The 19,442-nt window shown below is 66.9% G+C and carries 14 protein-coding genes; 6 read left to right on the top strand and 8 right to left on the bottom strand.

Going from position 1 to position 19,442, the window contains the following annotated elements:
• Positions 1–69 precede the first annotated feature (69 nt).
• The 8 genes from ABIC44_RS02690 to ABIC44_RS02655 all read right to left on the bottom strand — a co-directional run bounded on the left by ABIC44_RS02690 (position 70) and on the right by ABIC44_RS02655 (position 10,324).
• Positions 70–3,012, bottom strand: coding sequence for a TonB-dependent receptor domain-containing protein (locus ABIC44_RS02690; RefSeq protein ID WP_354293457.1), 2,943 nt, complete (start codon positions 3,010–3,012; stop codon positions 70–72).
• A gap of 204 nt (positions 3,013–3,216) precedes the next feature.
• Positions 3,217–5,985, bottom strand: a complete 2,769-nt coding sequence (locus ABIC44_RS02685) for a DUF3857 domain-containing protein (RefSeq protein WP_354293694.1) — start codon at positions 5,983–5,985, stop codon at positions 3,217–3,219.
• A 177-nt stretch (positions 5,986–6,162) separates the two neighbouring features.
• The gene (locus tag ABIC44_RS02680) at positions 6,163–7,779 is read right to left on the bottom strand and encodes a DUF5597 domain-containing protein (protein WP_354293455.1); all 1,617 of its coding nucleotides are present in this window, start codon (positions 7,777–7,779) and stop codon (positions 6,163–6,165) included.
• An 88-nt stretch (positions 7,780–7,867) separates the two neighbouring features.
• Positions 7,868–8,059 carry a hypothetical protein gene (locus tag ABIC44_RS02675; protein WP_307098013.1) on the bottom strand — a complete coding sequence of 64 codons (192 nt, stop codon included), beginning with the start codon at positions 8,057–8,059 and terminating at the stop codon, positions 7,868–7,870.
• 72 nt (positions 8,060–8,131) lie between these two features.
• Complete coding sequence (locus tag ABIC44_RS02670) at positions 8,132–8,344, bottom strand: cold-shock protein (protein WP_307098012.1); 213 nt, start codon at positions 8,342–8,344, stop codon at positions 8,132–8,134.
• Positions 8,345–8,477: 133 nt separating this feature from the next.
• Entirely contained in the window at positions 8,478–8,861 is a 384-nt protein-coding gene (locus tag ABIC44_RS02665) for a hypothetical protein (protein WP_354293453.1), read from the bottom strand.
• A 216-nt stretch (positions 8,862–9,077) separates the two neighbouring features.
• Positions 9,078–9,770: an anti-sigma factor gene (locus ABIC44_RS02660; RefSeq protein WP_354293451.1), complete on the bottom strand. Its 693-nt coding sequence runs from the start codon at positions 9,768–9,770 to the stop codon at positions 9,078–9,080.
• Positions 9,767–10,324 carry a sigma-70 family RNA polymerase sigma factor gene (locus tag ABIC44_RS02655; RefSeq protein ID WP_354293449.1) on the bottom strand — a complete coding sequence of 186 codons (558 nt, stop codon included), beginning with the start codon at positions 10,322–10,324 and terminating at the stop codon, positions 9,767–9,769. The genes ABIC44_RS02660 and ABIC44_RS02655 overlap by 4 nt, the downstream gene beginning before the upstream one ends.
• Before the next feature lie 176 nt (positions 10,325–10,500).
• On the opposite strand from ABIC44_RS02655, the gene paoA reads away from it, so the two are divergent.
• The 6 genes from paoA to ABIC44_RS02625 all read left to right on the top strand — a co-directional run bounded on the left by paoA (position 10,501) and on the right by ABIC44_RS02625 (position 19,373).
• A complete protein-coding gene (gene paoA, locus ABIC44_RS02650) occupies positions 10,501–11,139 on the top strand; it encodes an aldehyde dehydrogenase iron-sulfur subunit PaoA (protein WP_309703435.1) in 639 nt (212 codons plus the stop codon).
• Positions 11,136–12,086 (top strand): FAD binding domain-containing protein, encoded by a 951-nt coding sequence (locus ABIC44_RS02645; RefSeq protein ID WP_354293447.1) that lies wholly within the window; start codon positions 11,136–11,138, stop codon positions 12,084–12,086. The genes paoA and ABIC44_RS02645 overlap by 4 nt, the downstream gene beginning before the upstream one ends.
• Positions 12,083–14,293, top strand: a complete 2,211-nt coding sequence (gene paoC / locus ABIC44_RS02640; protein WP_354293446.1) for an aldehyde oxidoreductase molybdenum-binding subunit PaoC — start codon at positions 12,083–12,085, stop codon at positions 14,291–14,293. Before ABIC44_RS02645 ends, paoC begins: the two co-directional genes overlap by 4 nt.
• Before the next feature lie 130 nt (positions 14,294–14,423).
• Positions 14,424–15,785 (top strand): cation:proton antiporter, encoded by a 1,362-nt coding sequence (locus ABIC44_RS02635; protein WP_354293444.1) that lies wholly within the window; start codon positions 14,424–14,426, stop codon positions 15,783–15,785.
• 104 nt (positions 15,786–15,889) lie between these two features.
• Positions 15,890–16,525: a tetratricopeptide repeat protein gene (locus ABIC44_RS02630; protein WP_354293442.1), complete on the top strand. Its 636-nt coding sequence runs from the start codon at positions 15,890–15,892 to the stop codon at positions 16,523–16,525.
• A gap of 358 nt (positions 16,526–16,883) precedes the next feature.
• A complete protein-coding gene (locus tag ABIC44_RS02625) occupies positions 16,884–19,373 on the top strand; it encodes a glycoside hydrolase family 9 protein (RefSeq protein WP_354293440.1) in 2,490 nt (829 codons plus the stop codon).
• Positions 19,374–19,442: the final 69 nt, after the last annotated feature.

Below are 19,442 nucleotides of genomic sequence, written 5' to 3'. Positions count from 1 at the left end.
TCCCGACAAACTTCGGGGTCCTTCCACATCGGTGGAAGGACCCCGTTCTTATTCCGGCAAAGACGATCGTCAGAACTTGACGGTCGCCCCCACGAAGATGCGGCGGCCCAGCACGTCATAGACGCCCGGATAGGTGTTGCCGTTGCCGAACAGGTTCAGCACGCCCGAAGCGAGGGCGGGCGGGCTCTTGTCCAGCAGGTTGTTCGCACCGATCCGCAGCGCCAGGTTGCGATTGACCTCGACCCCCGCCGTCAGGTCGAAATAGCTGTATGCTGGCAGGTGTGCGTCGATCGGATCTGAAGACTTACTGTTCAGAAAGCTGTTGCTCGATGTCGCCGAATTGTTGGTCGGGCCGATATAACGCCAGTTGAGCGACAGGCTGGTCTTCCCGTCCGGCTTCCAGGTCATGCGCACATTGTGACGCCATACCGGGGTCGGCTGACCGCAGGCATAACCGAACAGGCCCTTGCAGTCATAGCTGTCGCCGCCCGGCAGCGGCTGATTCGCCTGCTGGAACAGATAGGTGCCGAGGAAGTCGCCATAGAGACGGCCCAGGCTACCCAGCGGGATCATCACGTTGCCGGCGATGTCCAGGCCCGAGGTCTTCAGATAGCCGGTGTTGAGCTTGGTCGAGGTGACATAGCCGGTACCGAAGATCGAGCCGGTCACCGGATCGCGATGGAACAGCCCGCAATAATAGGGGCTGCCCGTCGAGAAGCACTGGCCGATGATCGTGTTCGTATCGATGCTGGCGATATAGTCCTTCACCTTGATGTTGAAGTAATCGACCGAGAAGGACAGGTTGCGGCCACCCTGCGGTGTCAGGATGATACCGGCGGTATAGGTATCGGCCGTTTCCGGCTTCAGGTTGCGATTGCCACCCGTTTGCCCCGTGCACTGACCGGACGGGCATTCGATGACCAGGCGGCTATTATACTGGGCGGCGGTGACGCCGGTCAGCTGACAGGCGCTGAGCGACGCGGTGGGCTTCGCACCGGCACAGGGGTCGACCGCGTTGACGTTGCCCAGCGACAGGTTGTCGAACAGTTCGCTGATATTGGGCGCTCGGATGGCGCGGTTGAAGCTGGCGCGCAGGCGGATCGGGTCGATCACCTGCCAGCTCAGCTCTCCCTTATAGGTGAAGGCGTTGTACCGCGACGAATAGCCGGTCGAACGCTGGTTGTTCTTATAGGCCGAATAGCGGAAACCGCCGTTGAGCGTCAGCGACTTGCCGATCGCGGAGTCCTGCGCGATCGGAACCTCGATCTCGCCGAAACCCTCATTGACCGCGATGATGCCGTCCGAGTCCTGCGTACCCGCCTGCTTGGCCACCTCGTCGCCGGTGAAGTACAGCGTCTCGCGACGATGCTCGCCGCCCAGCACGATGTTGACGCCGTCGCGCGCCCAGGGGCTGGTGATGCCGAACGTGCCCAGATCGCCCGAGATCGAGCCCGAGACGACGTTCAGGCCATAGCGCCCCCAGGTCGTCGTCGGCGCATAGAGATATTGCGCCTGCTGGCCGGTCAGCCCGCCCGCCTGGAAGACGTTGATCGGGGTACAGGCGGTATCGGTGCCGTTGAGCACCGACTGGCAGACCGCCCCACCCTTGCCGTCCGGCACGGCGAGCAGCGCGCGCTGCGCCTTCACGACATTGACGTCGTTCATATACTGCTCGTCATAATGCGCGACCGAGCGCAGCACGCTGACGTCATAGCTGAAGCCGTGGCCGATATCGCCGCGCACGCCGACCATCGAGCGGTAATAATGATGCTGGAGATCGTCGCGACGCGGCAGGGTGCCGCTGCCGCCGAGGCGATAGCCGACCAGCGTATTCTGCGTCGTCGCGGTGCCGGCGGCGGCGCCGCACAGCGCCTGTTGCTGGCTGGCGCTCATCAGCGGGTTGTTGCAGGTCACGGCATAGGTCTGACCGAACCAGAGCGCGGAGGGAGCGACCTGCGAGAAGCTGCGGTCGTCCATGTACATGAAGCTGCCATAGATTTCCGCCGCCTTCGAAATGTCGAGGTGGAGGAACGCACCGGCATTGTACCGCTCGCCGCTGCGCTGGATATAGTTCAGCGGCGCGTAATTATAGGTGTAGCTGTTGTCATAGGGCACCCAGGTCTTGGTGCCGTCCTTGCTGTTGGTCAGCTTCTGCCCCGCCAGCGGACCGGCGAGCGGCGTGAAGGTACCATAGGGGGTGTTGCTCGACCCGCCGCAGCTGAAGGTCGTCAGTTCGCTGTTGAGCGCGCAGGCCGACACATCGCGGGTCGACTGGAGCACCGGCTCGGTATGGCGATAGCCGCCGAAGACGGTGATGTTGAGCCGCCCGTCGAGCATCGTCTTGCCGAACGCGGCGTTGATGTCCTGCTTCGCACCGTCGAACACATGTTCGGGTGCGGTCTGATAGCCGCGCGCCGACACGATCCCGCGCAGGAACTGGTTGTCATTGGTGTGGTCGGCGATGCTGGTCTGCGCATCCAGGCGGAAGCCGTCGAGCTTGTCGCGCAGGATGAAGTTGACGACGCCCGACACCGCATCCGAACCATAGACGGCCGAGGCGCCGCCGGTAACGATATCAACCCGCTCGACTATCGCCGAGGGGATGAAGTTCAGGTCTAACGCCTGGGTCGGCAACAGGCGCTGGCCGTTGACCAGCGTCAGGACGCGGCTGGGGCCGAGATTGCGCAGGTTGATCTGCGCGGTGCCGTTCGACCCGTTCGAGACATTCTCGTTCGCGTCCGCCGTGAACTGCGGCAGGCGGTTGAGCGCGTTCTCGATATTGTTGGTGCCCTGAAGGGTCAGTTCCTGCGAGCTGACGCTGGTCAGCGGGCTGTTGCTCGTCAGGTCCGGACGCTTGATCCGCGTGCCGGTGACGACGACGTCCTCGCCCGCCGCCGCGTCATCGAGATTGCTCAACCGCGTCTGCTGCGCCGCCGCGCCGTTCGCCGTCACCAATCCGGTCGCCAGCGCAACCAAAGCGGCCGATCGCCGCCAGTTCCTGCCATATACCATGTTAGATGCCCCCTTCCGAGCAATTTTGCGTCTATTCTCCCGTTTCTGCCAACTACATTATACGATATTCAGTCAATCGAAAATTTCTTTATTTATTGGTGAATGCACGAAAAAAGCCGGACGGCGGACCGTCCGGCTTGGAAGAAACGCTGTCGGCGTTCCGGGGCGGGTCGATAGCGCAGGCCCGACCCGCCGCTTCAGGTTCTAGGGCTTGATCCCCCAGCGTGCATAGGTAGCATCGACCTGCGGATCGAGCAGCCGGGCGTCGCGCAGATCGGCAGCCGCCTCGCTCGCCTTGCCCAGCCGGGTCAGGACGACGCCGCGCATGAACAGGCTCTCCGCGCTCTCGGGACGCTGATCGAGCGCAGCGTTCAGGTCGGTCAGCGCGCGCGCCTGGTCGTTCTGGCGGAAATACACCATCGCCCGGCTGTCGAGGGCCATCGCGCTGATCTGTCCGCCCATCTCGATCGCGCGGTTGCAGTTGGCGAGCGCGGTTTCCAGCCCGAAGTTCAGCGTCCCCGCCGTCCAGCAGCGTTCGTTGAGCAGGCGGCCATTGTCGGGCTCGCGCTCCATCGCCTGGTCGATCGCGGCCAGCGCGGCGTCGCCCTTGCCCGTCGCCGCCAGCACCTCGGCCTTGGCCATCAGGACGCCGGTCAGGTTCTCGCCGCCTTCCTCGACCTGCGGCTCGATCATCGCGAGCGCGGCATCGCCCTGCCCCGCCCGCGCCATCACCAGGCCCAGACGCTGGAGATAACCGATATTGCCGGGGTCCAGATCGCGCGCCGCCTTCAGGTCGGCGATGGCCGCCGCCCGATCGCCCAGCGCCAGATGCACATTGGCGCGGTCGAAGAGATAGGGCGCGCTCGCCTGGATCGCGATCGCCTTGTTCCAGTCGGCCAGCGCCTGCTGGCGGTCGAGGATATGGCTCTGGAACTGTGCACGGGCGGCATAGCGTTCGGGATCGTCGGGCCGCTCGGCGATCAGCGCGGCATAACGCTGGAGCACCGTGTCATACAGGTGCGCGCGACGCGCCGCCTCGATCCCGCGCCACGGGCCGGGATAGCCGGGCTGGGTCCGCACCATCATCCGCTTGTTGCGCAATTCCGCCAGCCGCGTCCGCTCGGCCGGGAAGTCGGCGGGCGCGATCTCGGCGCCGCTGGTCAGGCGTTCGGTCCGCACCGTCAGCAACGGGCCCGCCAGGGTCGTGGTCGTCTTGACCCGGCCGCCGGGCAGGGCCGCGTCGAGCGTCGCGGGCCCTTCGATCTCGAAGCCCTGTCCATCGCCGGGCAGGCGGACCGAATAGGTGAGCAGCGCATGGCCGGGATTGCCCGTCGCGACGGGAACATCCTTCCACGCCTCGCGCGAGCGGTCGGGCAGGCGGAGATTGGAAAAATTCTCGGTCTGGTCGCTATAGCGGCGCTGCGCGTAATTCCAGGACGAGTTCGCGATCCCGCTCAGCGCCACCGTCGCCGTGCCCGCCGCATCGTCGAACGTGACGTTGCTGTCGGTCAGGACGATGCGGTCCTCCCCCACGCGCGGGGCGACATGGCCGAACAATTCGCGCAGCTTCTGCTTGTCGAGCCCGCTGGCCAGCGCCTTGATCTGCCCGGCGACACCGCCGCGAAAGGTCATGCGGATGTCGGCGGGGGCGGCGATGTTCAGGCCGCCGCGCTGGTCGATATTGAGCGTCGCCTCCATTTCGGGCCGGGCGGGGGCGCGACTGGGCATTTCGACCAGCTGCGCGCCCTCGGCCCGCAACGGCAGGACCCAGCGGAACGGCAGGCTGTCGCCCAGATCCTCATATTGCGTGCCCGCGCCGGTCCCGTCGAGCCACAGATTCTCGCCGCCGACCGTCGCGACGACGAAGATATGGTTGAACGCCGCGAACGACGGCAGCCGCCGCGACACCATGTCGCCCCCCTCCATATTGGCGAGCGCGGGTTCCGCCTCGATCCCCAGCTCGTGCAGCATGGCGAGCAGCAGCAGCGTCTTGGCCTTGCAGTCGCCATAGCGAAGCGACCAGGTTTCGGTCGGTTTCTGCGGGACATAATTGCCGTTGTTCATGCCGTTGAACAGATAACGGACCTTGCCCTGCACCAGCGCCAGGGCGGCGGCGACACGGTGGCGGGGGTCCTTTTCGGCGGCGGCGATCCGGGCAACCTCGGCGGCGAGCGGGCTGCCCGCCGGGATCAGTCCGTCGGTCTTGTAGAGCGTCACCGCGACCTTCGAGACGCTCGGCCAGTCGGCGAAGGTCGACGCCTCGACAAAGCCGGGCCGTGCATAACGCCCCGGCGCCTGCGGGGCGATGTCGGGCTGGCGCGGGAAAGGCTGGGCGAAGACCAGTTCATGCCAGCCATTGGCATCGCCGACCACGGGATCGGCCCCGGTCAGATAGGCGCGCCACTGGACCGCCGATTTCTGCGGCCAGAGCAGGCGCGCGCGCGAAAAGCCGATCTTGACCGGTTGCGCCAGCAGCGGCGCATTGCCCATGCTGTTGCCCATCAGGCTGGGGTCCTTGACGGTACGCGATGCGCGCACGTCGAGTATGTCGCCCTCCCGCAACCCCTCGACCGCCAGCGTCGCGGTGAGCATCCCGTCCATCGACATCCGCTCCAGCCCCTGTTCGCGGCGCAGGACGGTGAACTGCTTGCCTTTCAGCGCGTCGATCCGCTCCCCGTCGCGGATGATGTCGACGCCGTGGATGATCAGATCGCCATGCGCGGGTTGCCAGGACAGGCTGATCGTCCCCGCCTGCGACAGCGCCTGGACCGAATTGGCGCGCGTGGCCTGTTCGAAATAGGACCAGCTCATCCCGTCGCCCAGCCGCACCTGCGCGTCGGCGATCAGCGTCGCGGGACTGTTCGCCGTCAGATTCTTGGCATCGGGGGCGGGAGCCAGCTTCACCCAGTCCGGCACCGGCTGGTAAAGAGGTTTGTCGCTCGCCTGCACAACACTTGCCGACGACAACAGCATAGTCACCAGTAACGCACGTCCGAACATTATCGTCCCCACCCCAAGAAGGGGCCGAGCGTAGCGACTTTCCATGACGCCTCAATCGGCACAGGCAAATTTTTCTTGCCTGACGAAATTGTCATGCCGGTACATATTTATAAGCCGCGCCGCCTGAACCGTCCGCGCGCGCGGCCAGGGTCAGCGATAGCGCCCCATGACGACCTTCAGGACGACGGGACGGTCGACGATGTTGATGCCGTAATCGGTCTGGTCGCCGTTCCACAGCCGGTCCATGACCCATCGGCCCTCGGCGAAATGCCCCTCCTCGACCCGCAGCACCATCGCTTTGGGATCGGGGGTCGCGGGTTCGAAGCGGACGCGGACATGGTCGGCGGTCATCAGGAATTCGTCGCGCGACAGCTGGATCACCGCCAGGCCGCCGACCGGCTCCTTCCCCCAGGGGGCGGGCTCCGACTTGAGCCAGCTCCAGCTCTTCTCGCCGAACTGCCACTGGCCGAAGCTGCCCTGGATCGACCAGTCGCCCATCACCGTCTTCACGTCGGCGCCGTCGTCGGGCTTGGACGCCCCCCAGGTCGGATGCTCGAACGCCAGCCGCGCCCAGTCGCGCATCACCCCCGCCACCGCGCCATAAGGCCCGGCAAAGGCATCGAGCGTCGCCGCGTCGAGCTTCGTCGCGCCCAGCGGATAGTTGAAGAAGCCGGTGTCATCCATGCCGAACGGCGCAAAGCCGATCGCCCCGCGCCCCAGCGCATCGTAGAAATAGCGGCCGAACTCGCGCGCATTGCCGATCTCGGGCACCAGCAGCGGATTGTCGGGCCGGGCAAAGGCCTTGAGATACAGCGCGACATTGCCGCTGGCGCGGTCATAGATATCGGGGGCCTCGGCATCGATGGCGGGGGCCGCGACCTTCCAGATGTCGAGCACGTCCTGCTGCGGCCCGCCACTCGCCACCCCGTCGGGGTCGGGCACGTTGGAGGGGCCCGCCAACGCGGCGTTGACGTACATGGGCAGCGGCTTCACCGCCTTGCCCGCCGCCGCGATCTCATCGATGAAACGCGCGGTGTACCAGGTATTGAAGGCGCGGTCGGCCTGCGTCCCGAACACGGCGCTCCACGTCCCCGGCCGCTTGCGCAACTGGCGGACCAGCATGGCGGGGACCGGCCCAGCGAACAGACGCTGCGCCTCCGGTCCATAGTCGCGTGGATTGCGATAGCTGCCGACCTCGTTTTCCGGCTGGACCATGATGACCGTGTTCTGCGGATCATGATCCTTCAGATAGGTCATCAGCCGGACGAAGGCGCGCTTGTCCGCCTCCAGCGTCGAACGGAACATCGGCGACAGGACGTAATGATCCTTGCCGTCGCGCATCTTCATCCGGGGAAAGCGGCGATTGTCCAGCTTCACCCAGTCGGGGGTATAGCCGGGCGAGGTGTTCTTCCACGTCCCGAACCACAGCAGCACGACGCGCTTGCCATGCGCGCGCGCCTGGTCGAGCAGGGTCTGGACGAAGGAGAAGTCGAAACGCCCCTCCTCCGGCTCGACCTGTTGCCAGGCCACGGGGATCTCGACGGTATTGGCATGGATGCGGTCGAGCACCGGCCAGACCTGCGGCAGGGCGGCGGCATAGTTGCTCGAATTGTTGACCTGCCCGCCCAGCATCAGGAACGGCCGTCCATCGACGATCAGCGCGTGGCGGCCGTCGCGGGTCGCGATGCGGGGAATTTCGGTCGACTGGGCACCCGCCGGAGCCGCCGCCGCCAGCGCCAACAGAGCTGTAACCAGTTCACGGCGCATGACTTTTCCCTTCCCATCATCCGCGATCGATCGCGTTTGCGCGCTTGTGCACGGCTTGATGGTGGGGATCAACCAGCGGACGCACCCGTTACGGGCAGATGGCGGTCACCGTCTGGACCCGCGCGTCGCGCGCGGCCTCGGTGCGGAGCGAGCGTTGCGCCATCGCGGACCAGGCCGCCTCCGCGCGCAGACAGCGTTCGCGCACATTGGCCAGGTCGGAGGCCGCCGCCTGGTCGCGGCAATCGGCCGCACGCTGCTGATAGAGTTCGGAATCACGCATGGCAGGATCCTTTCCGACACCAACATCAGGAACAGGCGGGACCGGACTATCGGGCCCCGCCATCGATACGCGTCAGTCGACCGGTTGCAGGTTGACCGCCGCCATCTTGCCGCGACGATCCTGCTCCAGTTCGTAACCGACACGCTGGTTCTGCTGGAGCGTGATCATCCCCGCACGCTCGACCGCCGAGATATGGACAAAGGCATCGGTGCCGCCATTATCGGGCGCGATGAAACCATAGCCCTTGTCCATGTTGAAGAATTTGACGGTGCCGTTCTGGCTCATGATATTTCCTTCGGATCACGGTCTGCCGAGGATCGGCGGACCCGGATGCCCGGGCAGCAGGGAAAGAAGGAAAAGGGGGCCGCAAAGCGCCGAGAACCGTCGATATGCGACTAAAGCCCCGACGATATGGGGATCAGGCCGCCATTCCGCAACCATGCGCCATCCGCGGCGGCGGCGCGGCGAGCCGATAGTCCCCCGCGATCCGCAGGATTTCGGCGGGCGTATAGGCCATCTCCGTGGCGCCCCGCGCGTCCTGCGGGGCTTCGCGCCAGCCGTCGATCTCGGTCATGCGAACCGGCCGGCGGGCGACCAGCCCGATCCAGTGCGCCAGCAACACGTCGAGTTCGCGAAAGCCGTTGGCGGTGACGCGGTGGCGGACGATATAGTGGCGATCCGACAGCCCCCGGCGGTCGGCGCTCCATAGCGGCGCGATCCGTTCCTCCACCACGCGGATGCCGTCCATCAGCGCGCGATAGGCGCGGTCATGGTCTTCGATGCTTGAAGGGCGCCGGCTCATCGGCAACCCATCCGCCGCCAATAGCGCCGCCGAAGCCAGCGGGTCACGAAGCGCGCGATCATGCGCCGCCCGGTCCGTCGAGGAATAGGATCACCAGGTTGCTCCGACGCGACAAGCGGGAGCACAAGGTCTCTCAGCCGCCAGCGCTTGCGGTCGTCAAACCGGCGATGCCACCGACTAGCATGTCCGCCCCCACCCGTCGCGCTGTTTCTGCCGTCACACCGGCGTCCATGCGCCGGTCGCCACCACCGGCCCGGTGGGCAGCGGCCCCGGCGCGCCGCCAACGGGCTCGATCGAGATGGCGATGGTCGCCCCGACCCGCATCCGGTCGCGAAGCGCGGGCGACAGGGCCAGCCGGGTCGCCCCCCGATCTGCCATCAGGCCCAGCGAATGCGGCACGCCGTCCGCCCCGATGATCCAGAGCTGCGCGCTCCGCCCCGCCCGGTGCTGGTTGGCGGCGTCCAGCGACAGGCGGCCGGTCGCGGGGTCATAGAGCGCGGCAATCGGCCCGGCCCCGTTGTTCGCGACGATCGTCGTCAACAGCGGGGACGGCGAAGCCATCTCGGGCCCGCGCATGGCGACGAACAGCAACAGACAGGCCGCGACCAGCCCCGACAGCGCCGCCAGCCCCTGCCACAGCCGGACCGACGACCGCTGCTGCTGCGGCGGCGCGCCGAAGATCGTAGCCTCCAGTCGGGCGAGCCCGTCCGCCGGAGCGGCGACTTCGGGCCAGTCCTCGAACCAGAGCGCGAAACGATCGCGCCACCACGCCGCCTCTGCCGCGAAACCGGGATCGGCCAGCATCCGGCGAAGCGCCGTCGCCCGCTCCTCCCCCTCCAGCAGCCCCAGCGCCAGTTCGGCCGCCATCGCGTCGGGTTCGTCGCCCGTCATGGTCGGTGGCGGTGTCATCGCTCCATGCAGTCCTTCAGGCGGATCAGGCCGCGGCGGATCCACGTCTTCATGGTGCTGAGCGGCACGGCCGACCGATCGGCCAGTTCGGCATAGGTGCAGCCGTCGAAAAAGGCGGTGCGGATCGCGTCCCGCGACCGCCCTTCCAGTTCGTCGAGGCAGCGGCCCAGGCGATGCGATTCCTGCGCATCCTCGACGACCGTGCTGGCGATGGGGGCGTCGTCGACCAGCACCGGCTGTTCCTCGATCGGCGAGGCCCGGTGCCGCCCATGCGCCCGCCGCCAGTCGATCGCCCGGTTGCGCGCGATCGTCGCCAGCCAGGCCAACGGGCTGGCGGGTCCGGGCTCATAGCCGCCCGCGCGTTTCCAGACGGTCAGATAGACGTCCTGCAACACATCCTCGGCCGCCTGGCGCTCGCCGCAAATGCGCAGACAGATGCCGAACAGCCGCGCCGACGACAGGCGATACACCTCCCGAAAGGCCGCGCGATCCTCCTGCGCGGTGCGGAGCAGCGCCTCGGCGAGACGCGAGCGGCTATCGTCTTCGATCACCATGATGCTGGTCCTTTGGCGGCAAACTATCCTATGATATTTTTGGATGCCACCAAAATGGCTTAGGCGCGTTGTGTGACATAATGACCGCCAGCCGCGCTGGCCTGTCGACCGGGCCGGTTGCGTCCTGAGACCTTTTCGCGCGGATGACGGATGACCGGAATCCAAGGAGCAGGACGGTGGCGGACAAAAGCGAATTTTCCGTGTCGCGACGCGGCGTCATGATCGGCGGCGCGGCAACCGCGATGGCAGCGCACAGCCCGGCCGAGGCGCAACCCCGAAAGGCGACCATGCCCCCAGAGCCCGCCACCATGCCCGTTACCCTGAAGGTCAACGGCAAGGACCGCGCGCTGTCGCTCGATCCGCGCACCACGCTGCTCGACACGCTTCGCGAACACCTCCACCTGACCGGCACCAAGAAAGGGTGCGACCATGGCCAGTGCGGGGCCTGTACGGTGATCGTCAACGGCCAGCGGATCAACAGCTGCCTCTCGCTCGCGCTCCAGCATGACGGCGACGAGATCACCACCATCGAGGGGCTGGGCACGCCCGATCGGCTGCACCCGATGCAGGCGGCCTTCGTCAAGCATGACGGCTATCAATGCGGCTATTGCACGCCCGGCCAGATCTGCTCGGCGGTCGGGGTGCTCGACGAGATCAAGCGCGGCGTGCCCAGCCATGTGCAGGCCGACATCACCGCGCGTCCGCAGGCGACCGGCGCCGAGATGCGCGAGCGGATGAGCGGCAATATCTGCCGCTGCGGAGCCTATTCCAACATCGCCGAGGCGATGACCGAGGTTGCGGGAGCCAGGGCATGAAGGCCTTTACCTATGAGCGCGCGAAGGACGCGGTCGCGGCGGCGCGTGCGGCGGCACGGCCGGGCGCCAAGTTCCTGGCGGGCGGCACCAATCTGCTCGACCTGATGAAGATCGAGGTGGAGACGCCGACCCATTTGATCGACGTCCAGGATCTGGGGCTCGACCGGATCGAGAAGACGAAGGAAGGCGGACTGCGCATCGGCGCCTTCGCGACCAACACCGCGCTCGCCGCCGACGATCGGGTGCGGCGCGACTATGGCGTCCTGTCGCGCGCGATCGTCGCGGGGGCCAGCGGCCAGCTGCGCAACAAGGCGACGACCGCGGGCAATCTGCTCCAGCGGACCCGCTGCCCCTATTTCTACGATACCAACATGGCCTGCAACAAGCGCAAGCCCGGTACCGGGTGCAGTGCGATCGGCGGCTATTCGCGCCAGCTGGCGGTGGTCGGCGCGAGCAGCGACTGTATCGCCACCAACCCCAGCGACATGAACGTCGCGATGCGGGTGCTCGACGCCACGGTCGAGACGGTGAATGCGGACGGCCGCACCCGCGCCATCCCCATCGCCGATTTCCACCGCCTGCCTGGCAACACCCCGCATATCGAGACGGCGCTGCAACCGGGCGAGCTGATCACCGCGGTCGCCCTGCCCCGCCCGGTCGGCGGCATGCATATCTATGAGAAGGTGCGCGACCGCGCCTCCTATGCCTTCGCGCTCGTCTCGGTCGCGGCCGTCGTCCAGAAGGATGGCACCGGCCGGGTCGCGGTGGGCGGCGTCGCGCACAAGCCCTGGCGGGTCGAGGCGGCGGAGGCCGCCCTGCCGCAAGGGGCCAAAGTGGTGACGGCGACCCTGCTCGCCGACGCCCGTCCCACTCAGGACAATGCCTATAAGGTGCCGCTCGTCGAACGGACGCTGGCGGCCGTCATCAGCCAGGCGAGGACCGCATGAAATTCACCGAGCCTGCGGGCGCCAACCCCATCGACCGCATGGCCGTGGTCGGCCGGGCGCATGACCGGATCGACGGCCCGAAAAAGGTCTCCGGGACCGCCCCTTACGCCTATGAGCATCATGCCGAGGCGCCGAATGCCGCCTATGGCTGGATCATCGGTTCGGCCATCGCCAAGGGCCGCATCCGGTCGATGAACCTGGACGATGCACGCGCCGCGCCGGGCGTGCTGGGCATCGCCACCGCCGCCGATGCGGGCAAGCTGAACAAGGGCAATTTCAACACCGTCAAGCTGCTCGGCGGGCCCGAGATCGACCATTATCACCAGGCGATCGCCATCGTCGTCGCCGAGACCTTCGAACAGGCGCGCGCCGCCGCCGGCCTCGTCCGCATCGATTACGAACGCGCCAAGGGCCAATATGACCTGGACGATGCGCTGAAGACCGCGCCGCTGGCTGGCGGCGAAGAGGGCAAGCCCGGCAAGGCCGACCGGACCGGCAGTTTCGAGAGCGCCTTCGCCGCTGCGCCGGTCCAGCTCGACGCGACCTATACGACGCCCGATCACAGCCATGCGATGATGGAGCCGTTCGCGTCGATCGCATCCTGGGACGGCGACCAGCTGACCGTCTGGACCTCCAACCAGATGATCGCCTGGGGGCACGGCGACCTTGCCAAGACGCTGGGTCTGCCCAAGGAGAAGGTGCGGCTGATCTCTCCCTATGTCGGCGGCGGGTTTGGCGGGAAGCTGTTCCTGCGCGCCGATGCGGTGATGGCGGCGCTGGGCGCCAGGGCGGTCGGGCGGCCGGTCAAGGTCGCGATGCAGCGGCCGCTGATGGCCAACAACGCCACCCACCGCCCCGCGACCACGCAGCGCATCCGGATCGGCGCGAGCAAGGACGGCAGCATCCAGGCGATCGCGCATGAAAGCGGATCGGGGGACCAGCCCGGCGGCGGCCCCGAAACGGCGGTCAACCAGACCAAGCTGCTCTATGCCGGTCCCAACCGCCTGACCTCGATGCGGCTTGCGGTGCTCAACCTGCCGGAAGGCAATGCGATGCGCGCGCCCGGCGAGGCGCCCGGCATGATGGCGCTGGAAATCGCCATGGACGAAATGGCCGAGAAGCTGGGGCTGGACCCGGTCGCCTTCCGCGTGAAGAACGACACCCAGGTCGATCCCGAAAAGCCCGAGCGCCGCTTTTCGCAGCGCCAGCTGGTGCGCTGCCTGGAGGAAGGGGCGCAGCGTTTCGGCTGGTCGCGGCGCAGCGCCAAGCCCGCCCAGGTCCGCGACGGGCGCTGGCTGGTCGGCATGGGCGTCGCCTCCGCCTTCCGCAATCACATGAACATGAAGTCGGCGGCGCGGGTCACGCTGGGCAAGGACGGCCGCCTCGTCGTCGAAACCGACATGACCGATATCGGCACTGGCAGCTATACGATCATCGCCCAGACCGCCGCCGAGATGATGGGCGTGCCGATGGACAGGGTCGATGTCCGGCTGGGCGATTCCGCCTATCCCGTGTCGGCCGGCTCGGGCGGGCAGTTCGGCGCGGCCAATGCGACGGCCGGGGTCTATGCCGCGTGCGTGAAGCTGCGCGAGGCGATCGCGCAGCGGCTGGGCTTCAACTCGGCCGACCTCAGCTTTGCAGGGGGCAAGGTCACGGGCGGCAACCGATCGGTCGCGCTGCGCGACGCCGTCGCCGCCGGTCCGCTGTCCGCCGAGGACCGGATCGAGTTCGGCGACCTCGACAAGACATATCAGCTGTCGACCTTCGGCGCGCATTTCGTCGAGGTCGGGGTGGACGCCTATACCGGCGTCACCCGCCTGCGCCGGATGCTGGCGGTCTGCGCGGCGGGCCGCATCCTCAATCCCAAATCGGCACGCAGCCAGGTGATCGGCGCGATGACCATGGGTGTCGGCTCGGCGCTGATGGAGGAACTGGCGGTGGACAAGCGTTTCGGCTTCTTCGTCAACCACGACCTGGCCGGCTATGAAGTGCCGGTCCATGCCGACATCCCGCATCAGGAGGTCGTCTTCCTGGAGGAAGCCGATGACAAGGCCAATCCGATGAAGGCCAAGGGCGTGGGCGAGCTGGGCCTGTGCGGGGTCGGCGCGGCGGTGGCGAATGCGGTCTATAACGCGACCGGCGTGCGCATTCGCGACTATCCGCTGACGCTGGAAAAGCATCTCGACCGGCTGCCCGCCATGGCGTGATCGACCGTCGGCTTTCCCCTTCGCCTGATATCGTCAGGACCTATGCAGAGCATGGTCTGCCCCGCTAAGGTCATGATGATACCGCTCCCCAAAGGGGATCGGATGGCAGGAGGGGGCTCGGCAAGGCGATATGAACGACGCGATCGACAGTTTCTGGCAGGCGGCGGAGGGCATATTGTCGCCGCATGGCCCGGCCACCGCAGCGGCGGCGGCCAGCTATGCCCCCGGCGACTTCAGCATCCATTTCTTCCTGCAACTCGCCGTCATCCTGTTCGCCTGCCGCATCGTCGGATGGCTGGGGCAGCGCTTCCTGGCGCAACCGCCGGTCGTGGGGGAAATGATCGCGGGCGTGGTGCTGGGCCCCTCGCTGCTGGGACTGGCCTTTCCCGAGCTTCAGGGCGCGATCTTCCCCAAGGAGACGCGCAACATCCTCTATGCCGGGGCGCAGCTCGGGGTGGCGCTCTACATGTTCCTGGTCGGCCTGACGCTGCGGCTCGACCATTTCCAGTCCAAGGCGCGCAGCGCGTTGGCGGTGTCGGCCTCGGGCGTCATCGCGCCGTTCCTGATCGCGGCGGTCATCACGCCTGCGCTGCTGACCGTACCGGGGCTGTTCGCGCCGGGTATCAGCCAGGCCAATGCCACGCTGTTCATGGGCGCCTGCATCGCACTGACCGCCTTTCCGATGCTGGCCCGGATCATCAACGAACGCGGGCTGGCGGACAGTCCGCTGGGCACCTTGTCGCTGGCGGCGGGAGCGTTCGATGACGCGACGTCCTGGTGCGTGCTGGCCGTGGTGCTGGCGACGTTCGGCGGGGGCAGCGGGGTCGCGATCCTGGCGATCGGCGGCGCGATCCTCTATGTCGGTTTCCTGATCCTGTTCGGCCGCCGCATCCTCGCCCCGCTCGGCCGCGCGGTCGAGGCGCGGGGCGAGATGAGCATGAACGTGCTGGCGATCACGCTGATGGCCTTCTGCATCTCGGCCTTCATCATGGATGCGATCGGGGTCCACGGCATATTCGGCGGCTTCATCCTGGGCGTCTTCATGCCGCGCGGACTGTTCGTCGCCGAGCTGAAGAAGAAGGTCGAGCCGCTCGCCGTCGTCCTGCTGCTGCCGATGTTCTTCACCTATTCGGGGCTCAATACCCGGATGGACATGGTCAATTCCATCCCGCTGCTGCTGATCGCGCTGGGCATCCTGGCCGCATCGATCGCGGCGAAGTTCGGCGCCTGCTATCTCGCGGCGCGGGTGTGCGGCGAGGACAACCGGACCGCGATGGGCATCGGCGCGCTCATGAACTCGCGCGGGCTGATGGAGCTGATCATCATCAATATCGGGTTGCAGAAGGGCATTATCGGCCCCGCGCTGTTCTCTATGCTGGTGCTGATGGCGATCGTCACGACGATGATGGCCAGCCCGCTGTTCGAGCTGGTCTATGGCCGCCGGGCGCGGGTGATGGGCGAGATGGAGACGTTGAAAAGCGCCCGCGTCTGACGGCGAAGGCTGTCACCACATCGCCACGCCCCGTTTCGTTTACAGTCTGTCAACGGGATTGACCCAGAAGGGCGCGGCCGACCCATTCCAACAGGATCCATCAGATGAAACGGGGCAAATTCTTCGTCATTGCGGGCATCGTGCTCGTGCTGGCCCTTCTGGCGTTCATCGCCATGGCGCTGCTGCGCCGCCCGGTCGACAAGGCCGAGCCCGCCCCCGTCTTCGTCGACCGCCCGGCCCCCGCCATAGCCCCCGCTGCCGCACAGGCCGCCGCGACCAAGGCGCCCGGCGATGCCGCCGCCCAGAAGCGCCTGGGCGATGCGATGCTCGCCGCCCGCCGCTTCGACGAGGCCGCCGCCGCCTATCGCGCCTCGCTGGCGATCGATCCCAACCAGTCGACCGCTTGGTCGGCGCTCGGCGAAGCGGTGATGCAGACGACCAAGTCCAACTCCGCCGACCTCCCCGCCCCCGCCGCCGAAGCCTTTCGCAAGGCGCTGGCGCTCGATCCCCGCGACGCGCGCGCCCGTTTCTATTTCGCGATGGAAAAGGACCTGAAGGGCCAGCATGACGAAGCGGTGGGCGACTGGCTGGCCCTGTTGCGCGACGTGCCCGCCGGTTCGGATGCCGACGAAGCCGTGCGCGCGGCGCTGGCCGCCTCGATCAAGCGCAACATCGCGCTGATCCGCCAGGCCGCCGACGAGGCCGGACGCGCCCAGCCGCGCTACAAGTCGCAACCCTGATCCTCTCCCGCACGCCGCATCGCGGCGTCCGGCCCCCCTCCTCGATACACAAGGGCATGAGCGGCGATCCGTTCATGCCCTTTTTTCGTGGCTGTGGGTCGTCCCATGCCCGATTATGTGAGCGTTATATTCGCTTCCCCTCCGGCCGCTTGCGTCGGCTGGGCATAGCCCGTGCCGCCCCTTTGGCTGATGCAGGATAACCCTCCACTTTTCCGTTGTTTAATCCGGCATTCTGCCACAGATTGCCCGCGCCGCGAGGTCATAAAGGCCCCGGCATGCGGGACGCGGAACGCGGGACGGGCTCTCCGTCCGGGCGCCGCTTCCGCATTCAGAAATGATAGCGCTACTAGGAGGGGATATGCTGAAACGGATGGGGATCGCCTTGTTGGCCTCGGCCAGCGTGATCGCGGGGGCCCAGGCGGTCCGGGCACAGTCGCTGGCCGTCACCCCGGCGGAGACGCTCGAGCGTCAGGGGCTGACCGTCATGGTCGACCAGAACCAGTTCAGCCCGATCTTCTTCGACGAGAAGAATGCCGGGCTCCAGATCGTCCTGCATGGCGAGCGGATCGCGACCGATGGCGCGGTGCGGCTGAACCGCACGCCCGAACAATGGGACCCGGTCCCCGCCTTCATCAGCCGGACGCGCGGGACCGAGCCCAATCAGGTGGTGGTCCGATCCACCTATAAGGACGTCGACCTGGGCTATCGGGTGAAGGTGACGGCGGAGGGCGACGGGTTTCGCATCGCGGTCGACCTCGACAAGCCCCTGCCCGCGGCACTGGCGGGCAAGGCGGGGTTCAACCTCGATTTCCTGCCGACCAGCTATTTCGGCAAGACCTATCTGATGGACAGCGCGCCGGGCCTGTTCCCGCGTCACGCCACGGGGCCGATGCGCAAGGACGGGTCGGGCGATCCGATGCCGCTGGCCGCCGGGGGCAAGTCGATCACCCTGTCGCCCGAAGATCCGCTGACCCGCGTCACCATCACCTCGGACGCCGGGGCGCTGGAACTCTATGACGCGCGCAACCGGGCGCAGAATGGCTGGTTCGTCGTCCGCTCGCTGATCGCGGCCGGGGCCAAGGAGAATGCCGTCGTCTGGCATGTCCGCCCCAATGTCGTGAAGGACTGGGTCCGCGCGCCGGTCGTCTCGTTCAACCAGGCGGGCTATACGCCGGGCCGATCCAAGGTCGCGCTGATCGAGACCGATCCGCACGGTTCCGCCCCCGCCGAGGCCGAACTCGTCCGCCTGGCCGCCGACGGAACCCGGCAATCGGTGCTGCGCAGCCGCGTCACCCCGCGCGGGCGCTGGATGCGCTATAATTACGCCGCCTTCGACTTCTCGCAGGTTCGCGAACCGGGCGTCTATGCCATTTCCTATGGCGGCCAGGTCACCAACCCCTTCCGCATCGCGCCCGACGCCTATGACCGCATCTGGCAGACCTCGCTCGACACCTTCATCGCCGAGCAGATGGACCATGTCGGCATTCGCGAACAATATCGCGTCTGGTCCGCCCCCTCGCATCTGGACGATGCGCGCCAGGCGCCGCCCAATCACGTCCATTTCGACGGCTATAAAATGGGTCCGACCCTCGATTCGCCGTTCAAGCCGGGCGAGCATATTCCGGGGCTGGACGTCGGCGGCTTCCAGGATGCGGGCGATTACGACATCCAGACGCCGCAAAACGCCGCCGTGGTCCGCGATCTGGCCTGGGGGCGTGAGCTTTACGGGCTGGACTGGGACGAGACGAGTGTGGACGAGGCCGCTCGCGCGGTCGAGATCCGCAAGCCCGACGGCCAGCAGGACGCGCTCCAGCAGATCCGCCACGGCGCGCTGCAACTGCTCGCCCAGTACAAGGTGTTCGGCCATGCGATCGTCGGCATCATCGATCCCGTCCAGCGGCAATATGCCCATCTGGGCGATGCGGGGTCCCAGACCGACAATCTGACCTATGACGCCTCGCTGGGCGTAACCGAGCGGCGCGGCGGGTCGTCGGGCGCGCAGGACGATCGCTGGGCCTTCACCACCGATCTGCCCGCCAACAATCTGGCGGTGGCGGGCGCGCTGGCCGCCGCCTCGCGCGCGTTGGCCGACAGCGACCCGACCATGGCGGCCGAGGCGTGGGATGCCGCCAAGACGCTGTGGTCCCGCCAGCAAAAGGGCCCGGTCAAGGCGGGCGACGGACGCGACGATTCGGGGTCGCCCTGGTCGGCGGACGGCGCCAATGTCGGCGCGACGGTGGAAATGCTGATCACCAGCAAGGGCGACCGCGTCTATGCCGATCGCCTCCGCGCGCTGATGCCGGTAGTGGCCAAGAGCTTCGAATGGGTCGGGGCCTCGGCGATCCGCGCCCTGCCCTTCATGGACGCCAAGTACCGGGCTGCCCTAGTGCCGCTGGTCCGGCAGGCCAAGGCGAAGCTCGACGCCGATCTGGCCAAAAACCCCTTCGGCGTGCCGATCAGCGAGGCCAATTGGGCCGGATCGCATCAGGTCGTCGCGTTCGGATCGAACATGTACCTGATGCACAAGGCCTTTCCGGAGATCGTCGGGACCGAATACACGCTGAACGCGATCGACTATGTGCTGGGACGGCACCCGGCGAACAACCTGTCGCTCGTCTCGACGGTGGGCACCGCGTCCAAGCTGATCGGCTATGGCCACAACCGCGCCGATTACGGCTTTATCCCCGGCGGGCTGGTGCCCGGCGTGCTGATCGTGAAGCCGGACTTCCCCGAGCTGAAGACCGACTGGCCATTCCTGTGGTTCGAGAACGAATATACGGTCGCGACCACCTCGGCCTATATCCTCGCCGCCAATGCCGCGATCGCGGCGACCCGCGAAAACCGCTGACCCGAACGGGGCGAGACACGATCGTCTCGCCCCACCGCACCCGCTCCGCCATGACAAATACGTCATGAT

Origin of the sequence: Sphingomonas sp. 1185, from assembly GCF_040544655.1 — a bacterium.
Lineage (GTDB): Bacteria > Pseudomonadota > Alphaproteobacteria > Sphingomonadales > Sphingomonadaceae > Sphingomonas.
The sequence above is the reverse complement of the archived record's forward strand: the minus strand, read 5'-3'. Positions and strand labels throughout refer to the sequence as shown.

Bases quoted from the DNA above. Each gene is read 5' to 3' on its own strand.
- ABIC44_RS02690 (WP_354293457.1), bottom strand. From the start codon at position 3,012: ATGGTATATGGCAGGAACTGGCGGCGATCGGCCGCTTTGGTTGCGCTG.
- ABIC44_RS02685 (WP_354293694.1), bottom strand. From the start codon at position 5,985: ATGCTGTTGTCGTCGGCAAGTGTTGTGCAGGCGAGCGACAAACCTCTT.
- ABIC44_RS02680 (WP_354293455.1), bottom strand. From the start codon at position 7,779: ATGCGCCGTGAACTGGTTACAGCTCTGTTGGCGCTGGCGGCGGCGGCT.
- ABIC44_RS02675 (WP_307098013.1), bottom strand. From the start codon at position 8,059: ATGCGTGATTCCGAACTCTATCAGCAGCGTGCGGCCGATTGCCGCGAC.
- ABIC44_RS02670 (WP_307098012.1), bottom strand. From the start codon at position 8,344: ATGAGCCAGAACGGCACCGTCAAATTCTTCAACATGGACAAGGGCTAT.
- ABIC44_RS02665 (WP_354293453.1), bottom strand. From the start codon at position 8,861: ATGAGCCGGCGCCCTTCAAGCATCGAAGACCATGACCGCGCCTATCGC.
- ABIC44_RS02660 (WP_354293451.1), bottom strand. From the start codon at position 9,770: ATGACACCGCCACCGACCATGACGGGCGACGAACCCGACGCGATGGCG.
- ABIC44_RS02655 (WP_354293449.1), bottom strand. From the start codon at position 10,324: ATGGTGATCGAAGACGATAGCCGCTCGCGTCTCGCCGAGGCGCTGCTC.
- ABIC44_RS02645 (WP_354293447.1), top strand. From the start codon at position 11,136: ATGAAGGCCTTTACCTATGAGCGCGCGAAGGACGCGGTCGCGGCGGCG.
- paoC (WP_354293446.1), top strand. From the start codon at position 12,083: ATGAAATTCACCGAGCCTGCGGGCGCCAACCCCATCGACCGCATGGCC.
- ABIC44_RS02635 (WP_354293444.1), top strand. From the start codon at position 14,424: ATGAACGACGCGATCGACAGTTTCTGGCAGGCGGCGGAGGGCATATTG.
- ABIC44_RS02630 (WP_354293442.1), top strand. From the start codon at position 15,890: ATGAAACGGGGCAAATTCTTCGTCATTGCGGGCATCGTGCTCGTGCTG.
- ABIC44_RS02625 (WP_354293440.1), top strand. From the start codon at position 16,884: ATGCTGAAACGGATGGGGATCGCCTTGTTGGCCTCGGCCAGCGTGATC.